This window comes from Sporosarcina sp. Y352 (assembly GCF_056786535.1).
Genome location: NZ_JBXCJE010000002.1, coordinates 71,836 through 92,116, shown reverse-complemented (window position 1 = coordinate 92,116; position 20,281 = coordinate 71,836). Strand labels below are relative to the sequence as shown.

Here is a 20,281-nt window from a genome sequence, read left to right as displayed (position 1 = left end):
TAATGCCTCAATAAATCCAACAGTTTTTCTTATTCCTAGGATTTGTCACGCTACTTCTGTTCTCCGGAATGAAAATGAGCTATTTCATGGGTAATGTTTTAGAGAACATACTATCGAGATAGAGTAGTGATTCGGGTGTGCATTATCGGGAGAGTTGCAATTCGGAGTGTGGATAATAGATCGCTTGGCGCATTGGGGAGGCCTCTGGCCATGAGCCTGGATTAGCGCTTCGCATCCAGACTCAGGGCTTCGGCTACCCCTTTGCCGCGCCTGCGCTTGAGTGTTCCATTATTGAGAGAGAGTTGTATGTTCGGAGTGTGGATTGTAGACCGCTTGGCGCTTTGGGGAGGCATCTCGCCCTGAGCCTGGATTGGCGCTTCGCATCCAGTCTCAGGACTTCGGCTACCCCTTTGCCGCGCCGGCGCTGGAGTGTGCATTATCGGGAAAGTTGCAATTCGGAATGTGGATTTATAGATCGCTTGGCGCTTTGGGGAGGCCTCTCGCCATGAGCCTGGATTAGCGCTTCGCATCCAGTCTCATGGCTTCGGCTACCCCTTTGCCGCGCCGGCGCTGGAGTGTTCCATTATTGAAAGTAATTCTGAGATGTATGCACTGAGATTATAATGCGATTACTATTTGATACTTATTTCATTGAAGAAAGACGCACTATAGATTGCAAATCAAATCCCCAATAACGAAATGTGCTTTCTAAAATAGACCATCTAGCGAAGGCGCGACTTCGTGGTAGCCGGAGCGATAAGACTGAAAGTGAACTTCTTTCCGGCTTATCGCGGGAGGCATCCACAAAGCGTCGAAGCGATATTAGCAGGAACTCTAAATCACACTCATCATTAAGGGCTTTTCCAGTGATCTCCCGTATTCATTTGTTAGTCTTTATATTTAAAAAACTCCAAACAATACTAAATTGTTTGGAGTTTATTTTTTCAAAAAAGCTATTGCAGTAAATCGTTACGTTTAATATCTGATTGCATTGGATTCTAATCCCGAAAGCACACGACCGTAATTTTCTTTCGTGATTGATGGAGATAGTGACCTGTGTGAATAAAGCGTCATGAAATCACGGAAAATCCTTTGCAACGGATGACCTTCATATACATAGCCTGACCCACTGCCAAGTAGCAAGAGATCCAGTGCTTCTTTACACATCTGATTGGCATAGCCGATGTCTGCCAAAGCTCTTACTCTAGCCGGGCGATCCATATACTTTCCACTTGCTGCCCATGTATCCAAGTCTTCAGCTACACGATAATAGTGCATAGAAGCGCTATCAATTTTCAATGAAGCGTCCGCAATCAGTGCATGCGTGCTAGCCGCATCACGAAGATTTTCGACACCGATATGAGCAGCTTTCCGATTGGGCAATACTTCTTGGAAAAATTCAAGTGCGTGCTTCACTAATCCGAGGCCTGGTAATCCAAGCGACAAAATCAAAGCAGGAAAGAGTGCTGTATTGTATAAAGGGCTATTACGAAGATGTGTAGATTCAAAATCTCCATCCAATGCTTTAACAAACGATGTACATCGATGATCCGGGATGAATACATTATTCATTTTCACACTATTGCTACCTGTTCCTTTCAATCCCATCGTATGCCAGTCATCCATGATTTCCATTTCACTGAATGGCAAAGTCATTAATATTTGATCTACAATTGCGCCCTGTTCATCCAGGATTGGCATGCCGAAATATCCCCATGTTGCATGAAGTGACCCCGAGCAAAACATCCAGAATCCTTCTTCAACAAGATATCCGCCTTCTACTTTGTGTGCAATGCACTTCCTAGGTTCGTACACCCCTGCAAAAAGTACATCATCTGCGTTGCTGCCGAAAATCTCTTGATGTGTTTTTTCGGAAAATGATTCCGCTACCATCAGTTCGCGAATCGCGCATAATGCCACAATCCAGCCAGTCGAACCACAGCCACGGGAAATTTCTACAATAATATCTGCGTAGGTTTTCATATTTGTTTCATAGCCGCCGTATCTTTCGGGGCGTAGTAATTTGAAAAGACCTGCTTCTTTTAATTCATTCATCGTCGCTTCTGGGATACGACGAATTTCTTCGGTTTCTTTGGCTCTCTCTCGTAATCTTGGAATAAAAGAGCTGGCTTCATCTACTAGTAAACGTTCCTTTTGTGCGACCTTACTCATATGAACATCTCCTTTAATCTCTTAATAGGTACAACTTTCTATGATTTGACCAAAGTCCGCTGTTTACTAAACAGCGCTGCATTTTCGCCCGCAATTTTGCCAAAAACTGAGCCTGCCATTAAACCAGCTCCGCCAGGATAGTTGAAGTAGAATAGTCCTCCAACTAGTTCCCCCGCTGCATATAGCCCTGGAATGGATTGTGACAATACATTTTGGACTTCTGTTTTCGTACTAATTTTCAATCCACCGAATGTAAAAGTAATCCCGCATGTGACTGCATATGCTTCAAATGGACCTTCATCCAAAGTATTAGCCCAATTGGATTTTGGAACAGCCAATCCTTCCGTGCTACGTCCATCCTTTATAGTTGGGTTGAAAGAAATGTCCTTTCGGATCGCTGCATTGTATTGCTTGATTTCATTTAAAAACACTTCACTATTCACACCATCAAGTTTTTCAGCCAATTCTTCTATTGTATTTGCTTTTACTTTTGTAACTTGCCTGCCTTTGTATTCTTCCCGCAGTAGATGCGCAACCTTTTGATCAAAAACTTGCCATGCAAATTGGCCTGTTTGTTCAAGAATCGTCCGGCCATACTTTGCATATGTGTAGTTGCGGAAGTCAGCGCCCTCATCTAGGAAACGTTTCCCTTCCGCGTTTACTATGATGCCAAAAGGATAACTTAACTTTTGAAATCCTTCCGAGAAATCTGGCAAGTAGCGATCCCCTCCTACAGAATGAGCACCTGACCAATTACCATGCGAAAGCGCACCAATGTTTAAAGCCATCCGAATGCCTTCGCCGGTGTTAAAACGACTTCCCCTTGCATGAGCGAGATCCCATTTCGGTCCTAGGTACTGCGTTCGCATTTCTGGATTTGCGTGGAAGCCTCCTGAGGCCAGAATGACAGATTTTGCACGAACTTCTATTGTTTTACCTTTGTAGTTAACAAGTACGCCGTGTACACCATCGTCATCATGAATGAGTTCAGTAGCCATCGCTTCGAATAAAACTTGGATGTCTAACCTTTTTGCCTCTTCATGTAAAGTCTCTACCAGTCCTGGTCCACCACCAGCCGTTTCAGCAATCATCCCGCCCCAAAACTTGAATTTCCCATCAACTTTAAAGGCTTGACGTCCATAAATCGGAACAAATCTGACTCTATGTGATTGCAACCATTTCATCGTAGCAAAGCTTTCATCTGTAAGAATCGAAGCCAACTCTTGGTCTGTTCGATAATCCGTTAGTCGGCACATATCTTCAAAAAAGTCTGCCTCCGAATAGGTACCGAAATCCGTATTCTCAAAGTCTTCCGGTGTCAAATCTGGCATAATTTCTTTTAAATCTTCCACACTGTTATAAGCAAAGCGAACGGAACCATGGGTGAAAGTGGTATTTCCCCCTTTTTCAGCTTCAGGCGCTTTCTCGAGTACAATGACATTTGCACCATTTTCCCGAGCCGCAAGCGCAGCACTCATGGCGGCATTGCCTGCCCCCACGACCACTACATCTGTTTCATAAATTATCCTTTCACTCACATCGATTTGCCTCACTTTCAGAAATTAGCTTCACCAATGAACGAATATCCTCAAGCTTCAATTGTTTCTTTATTTAGTTCCTTGTCCATCACGGAATCGCCCCAATAAGTGTTACCAGTCGCATGATCCTCTTCCGTCCACTCGACAGGCTCCCAATCCGGTTCGAAAATTAGATAGGACCCGCTAAACAATTCAACGCGGCAACCGCTGCCCGGATCAATCACATAGATATACATGGCCTGACTAATTCCATGCTTACCTGGACCGATGAACTTGATGCCTTGCTCTGATAAAATATCGGCTGCCCGCAAGATATCTTGGGCATTATCAAGCCAATAAGAGATATGATGAAGTTGGTTCGGTGTTTTTGCATGTGGTCTCGTAGTGACGGCAATATCATGTACAAGTGGCGTTACACTCATCCATCCTGCAACTACTTTTTCTTGATTGTGTTTGACGTATTCACGCAGCTTAAATCCTAATTGACTACCTAAATAATCAAGTACTTCTCCCACATCCATTGACGTAGCGATATTCACATGGTCAAATCGTCTTGGTGATACTCCGCGATTCCATGCTTTATAGGTTTGATTTTTCAATACAGAACGTCTTTTTTCATCAGCTTTTGGTTTTTCTACATCATAATAAATTTCAAATGTATGCTCGCTTGGCAGTTGAAAACGAATCGCTCGCCCTTGCCCTGTCTCTTCTCCTGCTTCGATCCACTTGACCGGTGTTCCCGCTTTTTCCAACAACTGTGCAAATCCTTCCACGTCTTCAGGACGTTTCGTTCTCCATCCAATATGGTCCACGTAACCTCTATCTCCGGCTGTTAGCGAAAGGGAATGGTGCTCAAACTCTCCCCATGCTCGTAAATATACTGTTCCATTTTGTTCTTCGGTTACTTCTAGGCCAATGACGTCCCGGAAAAACCACAGTGACTTTTCAAGATCTGGAGTAACAAGTGCGACATGACCTAACTTAGCGATTTCTGGTAGTAACATTCCCTTTTCCCCCTTAGTAATAATAGTATTAAATGCTGTTAGAAAAATATTGCTGTATCAAATTGTTGAAGCTTTCATGTTTTTCAATTTGTGTCCAATGCCCACATTTTGCATAGACATGCAGTTGTGCATTCGGCAAATGAGACAGTAAGTAATAGCTAGACTCAACAGAACAAACTCTGTCATCACGACCATGAACGAGTAATATAGGATTCTGTATCCGATTAAGCGCTGTTGTAGGTACGGGTACGGCAGCTGTCGCAAAAATGGAATCATTCGAACGTTGGACTTCAGGTCGCATGGCTGTTTCAAAACGAACATCCGTTAAAGCATCAATTTCTGATGCCATTTCTTCCGCATCGTATACAAACCAACTCATAATTTGACGTAATTTCTTAGGTGACGGATTATCGTAAAATCCTTTGGCACGTGCAAGCTCTGGACTCAATTTTGTATTTGGCGTTCCTCCAGGCCCCATTAAGACAACCTTTTCAAATCGTTCCGGATATTCCAGCAATAATTCCAAGGCAATGGAACATCCCAATGAATTCCCAACAACATGAACCTTTTGAATACCTAGTTCGTCCAACAGTTCAATGAGTTGGTTGACCCATAAATCCATCCATCCTTGTCTACTTTTCGGAAGTGTTTCAGGGTGCCCGCTATCCCCAAAACCAAGCAAATCCGGAGCAAGGCAATCGTACGTTTCACCACAAGCTTTTAGGGCATATCGCCAATTCGCAAAAGCGGTAACACCTGGTCCAGATCCGTGTAGAAACAGAATCACTTCAGAATTCCCCTCACCTGACCGATTTAAATATGTTTTAAAGTTTTTAGTATTAACTACTTTTTGTGTATTGTTTGTCATTGTTAATATTCCTCCTTCTATAAATTCACTTTTCATGAAAGCCCTTACATACATTTGTATAAAAACGACTTATTCTACAAAACTTAAAACCTGGCTACTACTTAAAGTTTAGAATAGGTAGCATTCAATTCCCAGAGTAAAAACTATTTGAATACCTGTAATTTTCCGATAGTTTATTGCGGTCATTCATAAACTAGTCGTGTTACTCCGCTCATTTCACAATTGAAATTCAATTTGAAACTTCAATCGGTTGCTCTATTATTTGTTCGCTCTGACGATTCTTCTCTAATTTCAATGTGAAAAGTGTGATCAGACTGACAAGCATGAAGCCAGCAATCACGAACATGCCTTCTCTTAACTCAACAACACCCAGCAACATCGGTCCTATGAAACCACCAATTGCGGAAAGTGAGCTTACTAAAGCGATGCCTGCAGGTGCTGTGGATTGCGTAAAGAAGAATGTTAAATACGCATAGAAAGAACCGGATATTCCATACAATCCTGCAGAAGTAATTGATAACATTAAGACCATTAATGGTGCAGTCGGTACTAGCGCACAACCAATGAGCCCAAGCATGGCAATTGAGATACATCCATAAAGGTGCTTTTTATAGGAATTTGTTCGGTCTGCATTCCATCCTACAAACAGAATTGCCGGAATGGCGATGAGTGATGGAATCATGGCCAACCAGCCAATTTGCATGTTCGTCGTTGAAGATGAAGATAAGGATTTAAGAATCGTTGGCATCCAGTAAGCCAAGCCGTTGACAGCGACGAAGCCCGCCATATTAACAAGAGATAACTTCCAAACCTTCGAATCTTTCAACATGGCAAGGTGTGAAGATTTATTGACCATGGAACTCAGTTTTCTTTCTTTTTCTAATTCGCCTTCAAGCCATGTTTTCTCTTCGATTGTTAACCACTTTGCATCTGCAGGTTTATTTGTCATGTAAAACAGAACGACAAATCCTAATAGAACAGCTGGTATCCCTTCTAAAATGAACATCCATCTCCAACCGGCTAAACCACTCCATGAAATCGTATCGATGATCCAAGTTGACAGCGGCGCACCTATCAATGCACTGAGTGGCAATGCAACAAAAAAGACAGCGGTTGCTTTCCCTCTTTCACGTGCTCTGAACCAATACGTTAGGTAAAGAATGATACCCGGTGTAAAACCTGCTTCAGCCACGCCAAGTAAAAAGCGTAATATATATAAATGTGTAGCAGATTGTGCAAATCCAGTTAATACGACGATAATCCCCCAGGTAACCATAATCCGAGAAATCCATAGTTTTGCACCAAACTTTTTTAACATCAAATTACTTGGAACTTCAAACAGGAAATAACCGATAAAGAACAAACCTGATAACAAACCGAATACTTCAGCCGTTAAGGCTAAATCTGCATTCATCTCCAAAGCAGCAAAACCAAGATTGATCCTGTCCAAAAATGCAACCGCATATAACAGTAAAATAAATGGTAAAATCCTTCTCATCGTTTTCTTAATCGTGCTTTTTTCAATGGCGGTAATTGAGTGTGTTTGATCCATTTCTTTCCCTCCGCTTCAAATTAAGTATCAGATTGTGCGTATGTGCCTTTTCAAACATATCACCATAGACCAGCAAAGTTTTTTGTTAATAACGTCAGATTCACATGGAGTTTTCACCTATCCCTCTACACTTTTCATGGAGAAGTAGATCCGAGTTACATTCAATGGGCGGGAAGCATGCAATTGTGTATCCGCTTTCAAATCTCTCTTTACATCTGATTAAGGACCACTACATGGATTGGAATGGAAAACTTGAAATACCTCCGCCTCCTTCACCTTTTTCTTTAAATCCTCAACGTACCTATAGGCACACTTTTCGAGAAATTCAAACTATACTGATACTTTACGAGGTTAGCTACTCTAGTTCTAGAGTGTTAATTGTTAGTTTCCCATCAAAAACTCCGTAACTTTTTCTTAGTTTTTTTCGCAAAGGTGTCTTAAAGCCTGAAATCCCAAACGATTTTCTTAAATAAATAAAATGACCATAAAACACTAAAGTGTTTTATGGTCATTTTCCAAGGTCATATTATTTTGGTATATTGGAAGAGCGATTCACTTACCTATAATCCCATTGAATCTACTGCGACGCTCAATATTGATAGAGTTGTGATTCGGATTGTAGACCGCTTGCGCTAGAATTTTCATAAGCACTATAAATGTGATTTTGAGATGTATGGACTGAGATCATAAATAGAATTTCTATTTCCCATAAGGCTCTAAACCACTTTTTTTGACTTCGATTCGCCAAACCTCATTCTTAGATGACTCCGTCACATACAGATATCCTTCATGGAATACGAGGTTAGTAGTGAATGTTCCTGTATCTTCAGGTAGACGGATTACACCATATTTGAAACCACTCGCATCTAGAACGACAATTTCACCTGCTTGGAAATGCGCTACATACAGGTTGCCCTCAGTATCTACGGCTAAGCCATCCGGTCCTATACCGCCTTCAAACTGACCAAAAACAAACGGTACTTCACGTGCGTCTTTTGCACTCGCAGATGGAGCAGCGATAATCCGATTTTTGGTAAAATCGGAAATATAGACACGTTGTCCGTCAGCTGAAACGGCAATACCATTCGGATAGGCAAGATTGCTCTGAAAAAGCTGCAGTTCTGAATCCTTGCCCGGCGGTAAGTAGAAGACGCGTCCAGTAGGGTTCGTTGCACTCGAATCGCCTGGTTCAGTAAAATAAAGCCCACCCAATTTATCGAAGACTAGATCGTTAAGCCCTTTTAAAGGAGCGCCTTCAAACGAATCGGCAATGGTCGTCCGCTCTGATGTCTTAGTATTGAATGCATAGAGTTCTCCAGCATTATCAGTGACAATCAGGCGTCCATCCTTGTGGAACTTTGCCCCGACAGGAATGCTATACGGTTTACCAATTACAGTAACTTTATCCCCTTCAGCCTTCATAATTTCCCCGGTAGGCGGACTGACCATCCACATATCACCGTTCCGATCAAAATTAATGCCTTCCATGAATCCGTGACCCGTAACAACCTTTTCCCATTCGCTTTCGGGCTCTACAATTTCCGATATGGTATGCCTTTCCTGAGGCGGCTGTGGGATTGTATTAGACACTGCCGCTACGACTAACCCTGCTACCAATATGAGAAAAAATAATACTGCTACGATTTTAGTTTTCATTAATAAACCTCCCAGTTTTAATAACCAATAGTACAAGCTTTTTATCACTTGAGTCTTGTGAATTTTTAGTAGTAAGGTATACTCGCAAATAATTACTTTACTTCCATAACACATCTGAAACCGATATTCCCGGTGGAACTATCTGGTGTATTCGAAGTACGAGCAGATACCCTGTAACGATTACAATATGAATCGTGGCATAAATACGATCCTCCGCGCATTATACATAACGTACCGTTTTTCGGACCTTTTGAATTATTCGTCCCCCGCGTTGATGAATACACTTCCCTGAATAATCAGAATTAAATACCCACACAAGCCCCATAACCCGGGTTGTCATCATGTCACTTGAGACTGTAGCTGCGTTTTTGATACTGTTTTGTTGTACCCTTACTGTACGTTTATGAGTGAGAAGCAAAAGATGATAGGGAAATAGAATGTAACAGGGGTAGTAAAGAAATAATTAGCATTAATAAATCAGGTCACATCTGGTGCAACATTTTGTGATTTTAAATCATCTAATTCAGGATCATCAGCAGTTTCCTTAAACTCATCTAATTTCATATTTTTAGTTTCTGGGAATACCCATGCCCAAAATGCTAACATTAGGAAAAGTAAGGCTCCTCCTAAAATAATAGGTTTATATCCGTAGATAGGAAATACCGCTGCAGTAATTAAAGGGGGTATCGCGGACAGTCCACGCCCTATTTGTAACGCCCAAGAAATACCTGTAGCTCGTAGATCAGTTGGGAACATTTCACTAAACAATGATCCGAATACTGATGCTCCGTTAGATCCGAAATACAAGAAGAAGATTGGTACTAAAATCCAAAAAGAATTGATTAAACTTGACCATGTGAAGTATAAAGCGATTCCTCCCAACGCTGCTACTACGCCTAAATAACTGAGAGTGATTCTTCTTCCCCATTTATCCGCTGTATATCCAGCTATAAATGAACCCACTAGACCCGCAAAAGCTGTAAAAAATAGCCACCATCCAGCGGCTCCCATTTCAAACCCTTCGTATTGTACTAAATAAGTTGGTAAGAAATTTGTAATACCGTAATAAGAAAAATACTGTAAAACTGCTGCAATTAAAGCAATAGAGAATGGCTTCCAAAATCTTTTTAATCCATACTTCTTTGTGAATTTCACTTTTTCTTTATTAACCTTTTCTTGTATTTCCTGTTTCCATACTTTCGATTCCTCCACATCTCTCCGAAGATATAAGGCAAACAGAATTGGGAGAGCTGATATGATGAAAGTCCACCGCCATCCTATTAAAGGTAAAATGAATCCTCCCATTGTGGCTCCAAGAAATATCCCTATATATGCTCCACCATATAACATACTGCTCCAAAAGCCTCTTTGTTTTGAAGGTACGGTTTCACTTACCAAAGCTTGAGCGGCTCCGTACTCCCCTCCTAAACCAAATCCTGCAATAGCTGTCCAAAAGATTAACCATTCATAGTTAAATGTAAAGCCACGCATAAGAGTAGCAATACAAAAAATTATCAATGTAGCAATTAAAATTTTCTTTCTTCCTATTTTATCGCTGAGATAACCAAATACAACTCCGCCTACAGCTAAAAAACCTAATTGCACCGAAAATACTGAAGCAATTTGTAGGGTTGAAAGTGATAAGGCTGCTGCCATTGGAATCACAAGAAAGCTTAGTAAGAACACTTCATAATAGTCAAAAATCCATCCGATATAAGCTCCGAAAAAAACCTTATACTTTGCTTTATCCATTTTTTCTATTTCTTCTGGAATATGAATTGTTGTCATAACATAACCTCCCTAGCTCTCCATAATAAAAGCCCTTCTAATACAATTTCATCCATCTTAAATTAAATACTTTAACTAACTGCCTCCGTCATCACTACACATTTTGAAATTTTCCAATCTAAAAACCCCATAAGTATATTCTTTTATTTTTTGAGGTTTCTTACGAATTACCTCCTCACTGTTATCAATTATTAATAACTCGAACATTCGTAACTATAATGCCATCTGTCTGTATCCGCTTTCATGTCTACAAAATAAAATATTAGAACTGATTACTTTCTCTAACCCCCTAATATTGGATAAATCTCCAAAACCACCCCATCCTCTGCATACCTGTATCTTAGAAGATTTTAGATACTCATACTAGAGCAAAGATTACCTGAAAAAAAACAACTTTCCGTATAAATTTTATTGACAAAATCAATGAGAACTCGGCATTAATATGTTTAGTGTACATATTATTGCGAAAGCAAAAACACCTACGGGAACTATACTTTACATAAAGTATAGTTCCCGTAGGTGTTTTATTTAGTTCGATAATCTTGGCAATACTCTGTTCTCTAGATTTCCCTAGAAAAATACTGTGAAATCAGTTGATTAAAACTTTCTTTTCTTTCGATTTGCGCCCAGATAACTTTCCTTATACCACAAGACTCCTACAGTAAAATACCGAGGAGTCCAAATGACAGTTACCCTTATTTGCTAGCGGCAAAGCTTTGCGCGACATCATAAATGAGATCTTCTTGCCCGCCAACCGCTTTCATCCGTCCTAGCTCAACCAAAATATCTCGCTCATCAATACCGAACTTTTGGGCTGCAGCCTGTGTGTGTAGTAAAAAGCTAGAATAGACGCCCGAATACCCCATTATTAAACCTGAACCTGTTACTTCTTGTGGGCGCTGCATATATTTTGCGACTACATCATTTGCCACATCCATTGTTTTGTATAGATCAATGCCTGTTTGGTAGCCTAAGCGCTCTAGGACCGCAACCATTACCTCGGTCTGCGTATTGCCACTTCCAGCACCCAACGCACGCAAACTTCCGTCAATATAAGTCGCTCCAGCCTCAACAGCCGCCAACGTATTGGCCATCGCCATCGACAAATTATTATGGCCATGGAAACCGATTTCACACGATAAAGCATCCTTTAAAGCTTCTATCCGTTCCTTAACTTCATTTGGTAGCATGTAACCAGCCGAATCTGTCACATACACAATTTCCGCACCGTAGCTTTCAAATAACTTTGCTTGCTCTACTAATTTCTCAATGGGTGCCATATGGGCCATCATTAAAAAGCCCACTGTTTTTAAGCCAAGTTCACGACCTAATCCGATATGCTGCGCAGCAACGTCTGCTTCTGTTACATGCGTCGCAACACGAACCATTTTGGCACCTACTTTAACGGCATCCTGCAAATCTTCTTTAATGCCTATTCCGGGAATTAACAACACGGAAACTTCTGCCGTTTTACACTCATCTGCCGCCGCTTCAATTAGCTTTAATTCACTTACTTTTGAAAATCCATATTGTAAAGAAGATCCTCCCAAGCCATCGCCATGCGTCACTTCAAAATAGCGAACACCTGCCTGATCCAGACCACGAGCCGTTGCACGTACTTGTTCCTCTGTAAAGGAATGTTGCATCGCATGACTTCCGTCTCGAAGAGTAACATCTAAAATTTCAATTGAGCGACTCGTCATTTTCATTCCTCCTTAAACATTTGCTGCTACCATTTTTCTTGCATATTCATTTGCAACCTTCGCTGCGGCTGCTGTCATAATATCCAAATTCCCAGAGTAAGGAGGGAAGAAATCACCAGCACCTTCAACTTCTAGAAATACAGAAACTTTTTTACCGTCAAATTGTGGTGTGCCTCTTAAACGGTAGCCAGGCACATATTCCTGTACCTCTTTTACGATTTGCTCAATTGACTGTTTAATTTCTTCTTCCTTACCTTCTTCTTCAACAAGTACAAGTACAGTATCACGCATAATCACTGGTGGCTCGGCAGGATTTAAAATGATAATCGCCTTCCCTTTTTTGGCTCCCCCAACTTGCTCGATTGCTTTTGCAGTTGTGCGTGTAAACTCATCAATATTTGCACGGGTACCAGGACCAGCACTTTTACTTGATACTGTTGCGATAATTTCAGCATATTCGACTTGACTCACACGATTAATGGCATGGACAATCGGAATTGTCGCTTGCCCACCGCATGTGACCATATTTAGATTCGGTTCGTTATGATGCTCACTTAAATTCACGACCGGTACTGTAAAAGGTCCAATGGCAGCTGGCGTTAAATCGATTACCTTTTTTCCTGCTGCAATTAACTTTGCACTATGCCATTCATGTGCTTTGGCAGTAGTCGCGTCAAACACAATATCCACGAGCTCCAACTTTTCCAATAAGCCGTCAATACCATTGTCAATCACTTCATAACCACGGTCACTTGCTCTTTTTAACCCTTCCGAGCTCGGATCAATTCCAACCATTACGCTCATTTCAAGGGCATCACATCGTTCAATTTTATACATTAAATCCGTTCCGATATTTCCCGAACCGATAATCCCCACTTTAAGTCTTGTCATCTTCTATTCTCCACCCTCTGAAAATGAAATCGACACCGATCCTAGCCCTTCAAAATCCACCTTAAAATGATCTCCAGCTTCAAAAGGTACGGCTTTTGTCAATGCTCCCGCTAAAATCACTTCTCCAGCAAGTAAAGAGATGCCATACTCAGCAACTTCATTCGCAAGCCATGCAACTGCAGTTGCTGGATTTCCCATTACCGCTTCTCCCTTTGCCCCGTCTAAATACGCTCCGTTTTTATAAGCTTTCATCTCGACTGCAGCTAAATCTAGACCTTCAACAGAAGTTTGCTTTTTACCAATAACAGCACCTGCGGAAGAGCCATTGTCCGCGACTGTATCTTCAAATTTAAACTTCCAATCTTCAATGCGGCTATCAATAATTTCAATTGCAGGCACTATATAATCCGTCGCAGCAATGACATCCGCAGCTGTAACATTCGGACCTTGTAATCCTTCTTTTAAAACGAAAGCAATTTCAAACTCCACTTTTGGTTGTATGAATTGATCGATTGAGACTGTACTTCCGTCTTCATAAATCATATTATCCAATAGATGCCCGTAATCAGGTGTTGTGACATTAAACATGTCTTGCATGACTTTACTCGTCAATCCGATTTTCTTCCCTTTGATCTTCGCGCCATTTTCAACCTTTTTATTAATTTGATAGAGTTGAATTTGATAAGCTTCCTGAACGGAAATCGAATCTTTTGAAGATGTAAATGGTGCAATCGGCTTTCTATCCGTTTCTGCTTGTAACAATGCTTCAGCTGCTTTTTGAATCACCATACTTACATCTCCTTTACGAATTAACTAGCGCATCTTCAACTAAATTACGATATTTTCCATTAAAGAAAATCAGTGGTTCTCCCTCTTCTAGCTTAATATCATTCACTTTACCTATGAATAATGTGTGGTCGCCCTCTACATATTCGGAAACAACCGTACAGCTAACTTGTGCGAGTGCACCTGGCAATACAGGTACACCTGCTAACTGATCAAATTTCACTTCGACGCCGTCTTTAATTTGTCCGGCAAATAGCTTGGAGAAGTCTTGTTGATGATCCGCCAAAATATTCACTGCAAACTTTTGACTTTCTTTAATTCTTTCGAGTAGGCGCGCTTTATGGCCGATTGAAATTACCACAAGCTTCGGATCCATTGAGACAGACATAAAAGCATTCGCTGTCATTCCATAGTTTTCGCCTTGAAGTTCTGTCGTTATTACCGTTACACCCGTAGCGAATTTCCCCATTGCATTTCTAAATAGTCGATCATCCATTGGTATTCCTCCTTTTAATTTTCCGTTTTAAGCTTTAATCGTCGGGTTATTTTCAGCATTTGCATCCATCTGATCTCCCCAATATGTGAATCCAACGTCCATTTCGTCTAATGTCCATACGATTGGTTCCCAGTCCGGTTCAAAAATCAAGTAACCATTCGTGAAGATTTCTACACGAAGTCCGCTGCCCGGGTCAATCGCATAAATGTACATCGCTTGTGAAATACCATGTTTACCTGGACCTTTAAATTCAATACCATGCTCTGTTAAAATATCTGCTGCACGAAGTAAATCTGACGAGTTATCCAACCAGTAAGAAACATGGTGGATTTGATTTGGTGTTGGTGACAGCGGGTCATAACTAACAGCAATGTCATGAACCAACGGCGTCACGCTTAACCATGCTCCCACCAAGCTTTTATCAGGTGCTTCTATACATTCACGCATTTTGAATCCTAATTTCTCCTGTAAGAAATCCGCAATGACATCTGCTTTAAGCGACGACAGTAAATTGACATGATCGATTCGTCGAGGTGAAACACCACGTGCCCATGATTTATATGTCTGATTTTTTAATACAGAACGTTTAGATGGCTCTGCCAAAGTCTTCTCCATGTCATAATAGATTTCTAATGTATGCTCGCTCGGCAATTTAAAACGGATTGCACGGCCTTGACCCGCTTCCGTACCTGCTTCGATCCATGTAACTGGTGTTCCTGATTCTTCAAGTAATGTTGCAAACCCTTCTACATCTTCGGGACGCTTCGTCCGCCATGCGATATGATCGAGTCGGGCTTCATCTCCAGCTTGAAGTGACATCGTATGGTGTTCAAAATCTCCCCACGCACGTAAATACACGACGCCATCAACGGTTTCTGTTTCCTCAAGACCTATAATTTCTTTGAAAAACCAAAGTGACTTCTCTAAATCTGTTGTAATTAAAGCGAAATGACCTAATTTTGCAATTTCTGGTGCGTACATTCTAATTCCTCCCAAGTTTTCGAATATTTTTTATAACGCTTCATTTTTCACTTTTTTTATTACACAAAATACGTATTCGGTTCCATTCCACAAATCACTCGTCCATACGTTTCTATTAAACTTGATGGTGTAATGAAACCGTGTAAATGCATTGTTAGGAAATCACGGTAAATGAGCTGGAATAGATTGTTCTCATAGGCGAAAACAGAACCCGCCCCATCTGCCATTAAATCAATCGCTTCTTTGCACAGTTGGTTGACATATCCAAAGTCTGCCTTCATTTTAATAGACTCTTCCATCGTAAGCTTTTGCCCTTTTTTCGAGTATTCGTCCAACATGTCAACTGCACGATATAGATGCAATTCAGCAGAATCGATTTTCAATTGCGCCTGTGCAACCTGCATATGTGTAATCGGTGCTTCACTCATTTTGTTATAAAACGTATTACCAATCCCTGCCTTTTTCACACGCTCCATATGCACATCCATTGCAGCCTGTGCTAGACCAAGAGCAGGTCCTACGATGGAAAGTGTCAAGGACGGCACGAAAGGTGTTTGATATAACGATACATCTTTTAGTTCGTCGATAATGTAATGCCCTTGGGTCGCAAGGCGGTCCAGTGACACCCGATGATCAGGTACAAAGACATTCTTTGCAATCACACTGTTACTACCAGAGCCTTTGAGTCCGACTACATGCCAATCGTCTAAGATTTCAAGCTCGTTGCGTGGCACAACCATGATGGCCATCTCCATGCCGCCATTTCCGTCGTCTATCGGAAAACCGAAATAGCACCAGTCTGCATGTGGACTTCCCGATACGAATGGCCACTGCGCTTCTTCTATTAAATAGCCGCCTTCCACTTTCTTAATGTCACATTTAATAGGTTTGAAATTCCCCGCCAGTACAACATCTCCGCCATGACCAAAGATTTCTTCCAATGCTTCTCTACCAAATGCATACGAAATCATATAATCACGAATATTACTTAACGAAACAAACCAACCAGCAGAACCGTTACCACGTGAAATTTCAGTTACAACTTCGGTATATGTGCGCATATCCGTTTGATAGCCGCCAAACATTTCAGGACGAAGAACCTTTATTAACCCTTCACTTTTGATCACATCGATTATTTCTTTAGGTAGATTACTCGTTTTATCTATTTCTAAGCTACGTTCCCTTAGCATTGGTATTAGTCCTTTTGCTCGTTCCCTTAGCATTGCCTTCGTATCTAATACAGCTTGTGTCATTTCTATTCCTCCCTTGTATTTGATCGTCTGTAAGCAGCAGCCAGTAACACGGGGCGCTCCAGCTATCTTAGTTCACGAGGCTTGGTACAGCATTTCTTTCAAAAAAGTCTTTTGTCAGTTTGATAAACTGATCTTTTTGTTCCACTTGAGCCCAATGCCCACAACGTTTGAAAACATGAAGCTCTGCATTCTCTACATAATCCAACATATACAAGCTACTTTGTAAGGGTACAAATCGATCCTGATGACCATGAATCATTAAAAAGTCATTTGTCATGCGCTTCAATGCTGATGGTGGCACAAGCATGTCAGATAAACTTGATTTCGAGAAATTCTCTTCATATGATTTACGAATATCCGGACGTGAAAACAACTCAAAGCGTTCTGCGACAATCGCATCTAATTTGTCTTCCATTCCCTCTAAATCATATAAAAACCAGCTTAATAAATTTTTAAATGCCTTTGGCGATGGATCCTTATGGAAGTTTGCTAATTTCGCAAGCTCAGGAGTTGGCTCAGTTAGCCCCCCGCCAGCTCCCATTAAGACAATTTTGTCAATGCGCTCTGGTGAATGCATATTCATATGAAGCGCAATAACACCACCTAATGAGTTTCCAACAAGATGTGCTTTCTCTAGATTTAATGAATCCATTAAATCTACAACTTGCTCAATGCGACGATTCATCCATTCCACACCATTTTCAGGGTACTGTTCTGGATGGTCCGTTTCCCCGAATCCTAAAACATCCGGTGCAACAACATGAAACCTGTCCACATAATGTGGTAAAACATCCTTCCAGTTCGCGCTTGCACTAGCCCCTGGACCGCTACCATGAAGGAAAATAATTGTTTCCGTGTTTTTTTTACCGCCTTCATGGATAAATGTTTCGAAGTTACCTGTTTGAACTTTACGTGTAATAATTGACATAATTTTCAACACTCCCCTATTATGATTTGAACAATATAATACTGTTTGCTTGCTGTATAACCATACTTACTCAGTTAATTACAATCGTCTGAAATGCTAACATTTCAGTTAGAGCAAAAATAAATGCCCTTTACACGTACTGCATTTTTCTCACAACGTTTCGTTGCGTACCTAAGTCAATTTCCCGATTGCGACTATATATGCTTGTTTCAATTAAATCGCCTTCTTTTAAATAATTGGCTAGACCTAACTGACGATTAATCACCTGCTGCTTTTCCTCATAACTTGCAACTAAGCTAGTCATACAGTTCATTTCATCACTTGTTAACTGCATCGCTACTCCACCAGGTGTCCCCGTTAACAATAAATCTCCCGGCTTCAATTCCATGAGTTGTGAAAGCTCTGTTAAAGTCTCAGTTGGCTTATATAATAGTTGGTCCGTATTTGCAGATTGACGAACCTTTCCATTGACCTTTAATTCCAGCTCTAAATCGTATAAGTAAGCGTATTCATCTTCATCCATTACGTAGAAGTAAGGGCCCACTGGACAAAATGTACGATAGCTTTTTCCTTTTAACCATTGAACCTGAGTTAGCTGAACATCCCTTGCCGACACGTCATTTCCAATGACTAAACCTGCTATATATTCATGTAGATTATCTTCTGTCACTTGCATTTCACTCGTAATCTCTTTCCCAATCACCAAACCTAACTCAATTTCGTAATCGAGTAGCTGAACATGATCTGGCTGAATGATTGTTTCAAACGGTCCACAAAGTGAACTGTCCAACTTACTGAAAATCATATTAAAGGCTGGCCTTCCAGAAGACATGCCCGACTCTTTTCGATGCTGCGAATAGTTCACACCCTGGCAAATGATGTTTGCCGGTTTTGTTACAGGACTTAACAAGTCAATTTCATCGAGTAGAATCATTTTTCCATTGTTCACTTCTAGTTTATTTTTTGCTTCCTGAATACCCAATTTTAAAAAATCCGCTAACGTATCTGAATCATTGTCCAATGCAATAACTGCATTATCATTGACTACGCCCCATTGAATTCGTTCGTCCTTTTGAAATCGTACAATTGTAGTCCCCAAGTATTTTCATCCTTTCACATGAAGTGGGCTTGGCCATCGTGTCGCGAAATTATGCTAACGATGGCTCGTCCCTTTTCTCCCCGTTCCCCTGTAACAATGGATACTTTATCTTGTAATCGCTTCAATCTATAAAGTGCATAAAAATTATTTATTCTATAGAAACCAGTACTTCTTCATTAGGCTTCGGCAGTTTAACAGCTAAATACCAAATTAGTGCTAGTAAGAGCAACCCTACTGTACTGATTAATAATGGGAATCTTCCGATGTCCTGATTGAAAATGTTCATAATCACACTGAAAGCGAATGGACCCATAATCCCACCAAGTCCTTGCCCTACTACGACTAGTCCAACATAGGATGTACCAGAATTTGGCGGTGTAGCTTCAGTAACGCGTGCAAACACCCCTGGTAATCCAATTCCCATACCTGCTCCAGCTATAATACTTCCGACAAAGATCATCGGTAAACTATGCGAGAAGTAACAGATCATCATACCTAATCCAGTCATTAACACGGCTACTGGTAAATAGGAAATTGGCAGCATATGCTTAACTTTTCCAAACACAAAGCCTGCTAGTAAAGTTCCGAATGTAAAGACAGAAATCGCTATACCTGCTTCTGTCGCATTTCCTAACTGTTCATTTTGAATCACTACAGAAATATTTGTGACATATCCAAAAATCAAAGCCGAATAGAATACTTGACCTAATGTCACTCCATAAATGACTTTCGGAACTTTAACTTTTGCTTTCTTCACACCTGGTTCATGTCCAGGCCGTTTTGCCGGCTCAGGTAAAAACAGGAACGTTAAAGCTAAAATCCATATTGGGAACAAATACGTAAGGAACCCGTATTGCCAACCATACGTATCAGCAAGAATTCCGCCACCTAATTGGAAGAAAATCGCTCCGATACATGCAATCGTTGAAGTTCCGAAACCAATCAAGAAATCACGTTCCCGATTATCGAAGAAATCTGAAATGATATCAACTGATAACGGTATCGTAATTCCAACGCCTAGCCCTAGCAGACCGCGGAATGCAATGATTAACGGCAAGCTATCCAGGAAAAATGGCATTACCCCACCAAGCATGAATAAAATTAGACCCGTAAATAAGAGTGATCTCTTCTTAAATGTTCTGGAAAGTTTTCCATAAAACAAAGCAGGTATGATTTGCATTAAGCCCGGGAATGTTGCAACGAGCATAACAATCGTTGGATTATAATCTGGAAATGCTGCGATAATATCCGCCATGATCGATCCCGCAACACCAGCGGCGACATCTTGGAAAGCAATAATTACAATTAAAAATTTGAGGAAGTTTCCACTGACCCTTCTCTTCATCAATCTATCCCCTTTGTTTTTTAGTAAAAGCTTCCGGATAATGCATCTACAGAGAACCAAAATTATCTAATTGGCTTTGGAATCACCACATCTTTCAGATTGAGGATTTCGCAAGCAAGGAACAACCTACAAATGAAAACCCTTACATTCGATAAGTAAATAATAATCCCAATTTTCTATTTTCTCAACAACTTTAGAGAACTCCGTATATTCATTACTAA

16 protein-coding genes and 1 pseudogene are annotated in these 20,281 nt (G+C 40.8%); all 17 read right to left on the bottom strand.

Translation table 11 applies throughout. From position 1 onward, the window contains the following. Positions 1–975 precede the first annotated feature (975 nt). Entirely contained in the window at positions 976–2,172 is a 1,197-nt protein-coding gene (locus AC1TO6_RS03410) for an acyl-CoA dehydrogenase family protein (RefSeq protein ID WP_482100201.1), read from the bottom strand. 38 nt (positions 2,173–2,210) lie between these two features. Beyond that, positions 2,211–3,710: an FAD-dependent tricarballylate dehydrogenase TcuA gene (gene tcuA, locus AC1TO6_RS03405; protein ID WP_482100200.1), complete on the bottom strand. Its 1,500-nt coding sequence runs from the start codon at positions 3,708–3,710 to the stop codon at positions 2,211–2,213. A 50-nt stretch (positions 3,711–3,760) separates the two neighbouring features. Continuing rightward, a complete protein-coding gene (locus AC1TO6_RS03400) occupies positions 3,761–4,714 on the bottom strand; it encodes a VOC family protein (protein WP_482100199.1) in 954 nt (317 codons plus the stop codon). Positions 4,715–4,742: 28 nt separating this feature from the next. Next, on the bottom strand, positions 4,743–5,582 hold the full coding sequence (locus tag AC1TO6_RS03395; RefSeq protein WP_482100198.1) for an alpha/beta fold hydrolase: 840 nt from the start codon (positions 5,580–5,582) through the stop codon (positions 4,743–4,745). 229 nt (positions 5,583–5,811) lie between these two features. Next, positions 5,812–7,134, bottom strand: a complete 1,323-nt coding sequence (locus AC1TO6_RS03390) for an MFS transporter (protein WP_482100197.1) — start codon at positions 7,132–7,134, stop codon at positions 5,812–5,814. 699 nt (positions 7,135–7,833) lie between these two features. After that, on the bottom strand, positions 7,834–8,790 hold the full coding sequence (locus tag AC1TO6_RS03385) for an SMP-30/gluconolactonase/LRE family protein (protein ID WP_482100196.1): 957 nt from the start codon (positions 8,788–8,790) through the stop codon (positions 7,834–7,836). Positions 8,791–8,882: 92 nt separating this feature from the next. After that, positions 8,883–9,017: pseudogene (locus AC1TO6_RS03380) on the bottom strand (SUMF1/EgtB/PvdO family nonheme iron enzyme); the annotation flags it as partial. A 250-nt stretch (positions 9,018–9,267) separates the two neighbouring features. Continuing rightward, the gene (locus AC1TO6_RS03375) at positions 9,268–10,578 is read right to left on the bottom strand and encodes an MFS transporter (RefSeq protein ID WP_482100195.1); all 1,311 of its coding nucleotides are present in this window, start codon (positions 10,576–10,578) and stop codon (positions 9,268–9,270) included. 695 nt (positions 10,579–11,273) lie between these two features. Further along, on the bottom strand, positions 11,274–12,281 hold the full coding sequence (dmpG, locus tag AC1TO6_RS03370; protein WP_482100194.1) for a 4-hydroxy-2-oxovalerate aldolase: 1,008 nt from the start codon (positions 12,279–12,281) through the stop codon (positions 11,274–11,276). Between the two features lie 12 nt (positions 12,282–12,293). Next, positions 12,294–13,172 (bottom strand): acetaldehyde dehydrogenase (acetylating), encoded by an 879-nt coding sequence (locus tag AC1TO6_RS03365; RefSeq protein WP_482100193.1) that lies wholly within the window; start codon positions 13,170–13,172, stop codon positions 12,294–12,296. A gap of 3 nt (positions 13,173–13,175) precedes the next feature. After that, positions 13,176–13,961, bottom strand: coding sequence for a 2-keto-4-pentenoate hydratase (locus tag AC1TO6_RS03360; RefSeq protein ID WP_482100192.1), 786 nt, complete (start codon positions 13,959–13,961; stop codon positions 13,176–13,178). Between the two features lie 13 nt (positions 13,962–13,974). Further along, positions 13,975–14,454: a flavin reductase family protein gene (locus AC1TO6_RS03355; protein ID WP_482100191.1), complete on the bottom strand. Its 480-nt coding sequence runs from the start codon at positions 14,452–14,454 to the stop codon at positions 13,975–13,977. Between the two features lie 27 nt (positions 14,455–14,481). Next, positions 14,482–15,435, bottom strand: coding sequence for a VOC family protein (locus AC1TO6_RS03350; protein ID WP_482100190.1), 954 nt, complete (start codon positions 15,433–15,435; stop codon positions 14,482–14,484). A gap of 59 nt (positions 15,436–15,494) precedes the next feature. Then, complete coding sequence (locus AC1TO6_RS03345; protein ID WP_482100189.1) at positions 15,495–16,688, bottom strand: acyl-CoA dehydrogenase family protein; 1,194 nt, start codon at positions 16,686–16,688, stop codon at positions 15,495–15,497. A gap of 67 nt (positions 16,689–16,755) precedes the next feature. Next, positions 16,756–17,616, bottom strand: coding sequence for an alpha/beta fold hydrolase (locus AC1TO6_RS03340; protein WP_482100188.1), 861 nt, complete (start codon positions 17,614–17,616; stop codon positions 16,756–16,758). A gap of 130 nt (positions 17,617–17,746) precedes the next feature. Further along, complete coding sequence (locus AC1TO6_RS03335) at positions 17,747–18,715, bottom strand: fumarylacetoacetate hydrolase family protein (protein ID WP_482100187.1); 969 nt, start codon at positions 18,713–18,715, stop codon at positions 17,747–17,749. 148 nt (positions 18,716–18,863) lie between these two features. After that, positions 18,864–20,060: an MFS transporter gene (locus AC1TO6_RS03330; RefSeq protein WP_482100186.1), complete on the bottom strand. Its 1,197-nt coding sequence runs from the start codon at positions 20,058–20,060 to the stop codon at positions 18,864–18,866. Positions 20,061–20,281 lie beyond the last annotated feature (221 nt).

Coding starts and splice junctions, on each gene's coding strand:
- AC1TO6_RS03410 (WP_482100201.1), bottom strand. CDS start 2,172: ATGAGTAAGGTCGCACAAAAGGAACGTTTACTAGTAGATGAAGCCAGC.
- AC1TO6_RS03400 (WP_482100199.1), bottom strand. CDS start 4,714: ATGTTACTACCAGAAATCGCTAAGTTAGGTCATGTCGCACTTGTTACT.
- AC1TO6_RS03395 (WP_482100198.1), bottom strand. CDS start 5,582: ATGACAAACAATACACAAAAAGTAGTTAATACTAAAAACTTTAAAACA.
- AC1TO6_RS03390 (WP_482100197.1), bottom strand. CDS start 7,134: ATGGATCAAACACACTCAATTACCGCCATTGAAAAAAGCACGATTAAG.
- AC1TO6_RS03385 (WP_482100196.1), bottom strand. CDS start 8,790: ATGAAAACTAAAATCGTAGCAGTATTATTTTTTCTCATATTGGTAGCA.
- AC1TO6_RS03375 (WP_482100195.1), bottom strand. CDS start 10,578: ATGACAACAATTCATATTCCAGAAGAAATAGAAAAAATGGATAAAGCA.
- dmpG (WP_482100194.1), bottom strand. CDS start 12,281: ATGACGAGTCGCTCAATTGAAATTTTAGATGTTACTCTTCGAGACGGA.
- AC1TO6_RS03365 (WP_482100193.1), bottom strand. CDS start 13,172: ATGACAAGACTTAAAGTGGGGATTATCGGTTCGGGAAATATCGGAACG.
- AC1TO6_RS03360 (WP_482100192.1), bottom strand. CDS start 13,961: ATGGTGATTCAAAAAGCAGCTGAAGCATTGTTACAAGCAGAAACGGAT.
- AC1TO6_RS03355 (WP_482100191.1), bottom strand. CDS start 14,454: ATGGATGATCGACTATTTAGAAATGCAATGGGGAAATTCGCTACGGGT.
- AC1TO6_RS03350 (WP_482100190.1), bottom strand. CDS start 15,435: ATGTACGCACCAGAAATTGCAAAATTAGGTCATTTCGCTTTAATTACA.
- AC1TO6_RS03345 (WP_482100189.1), bottom strand. CDS start 16,688: ATGACACAAGCTGTATTAGATACGAAGGCAATGCTAAGGGAACGAGCA.
- AC1TO6_RS03340 (WP_482100188.1), bottom strand. CDS start 17,616: ATGTCAATTATTACACGTAAAGTTCAAACAGGTAACTTCGAAACATTT.
- AC1TO6_RS03330 (WP_482100186.1), bottom strand. CDS start 20,060: ATGAAGAGAAGGGTCAGTGGAAACTTCCTCAAATTTTTAATTGTAATT.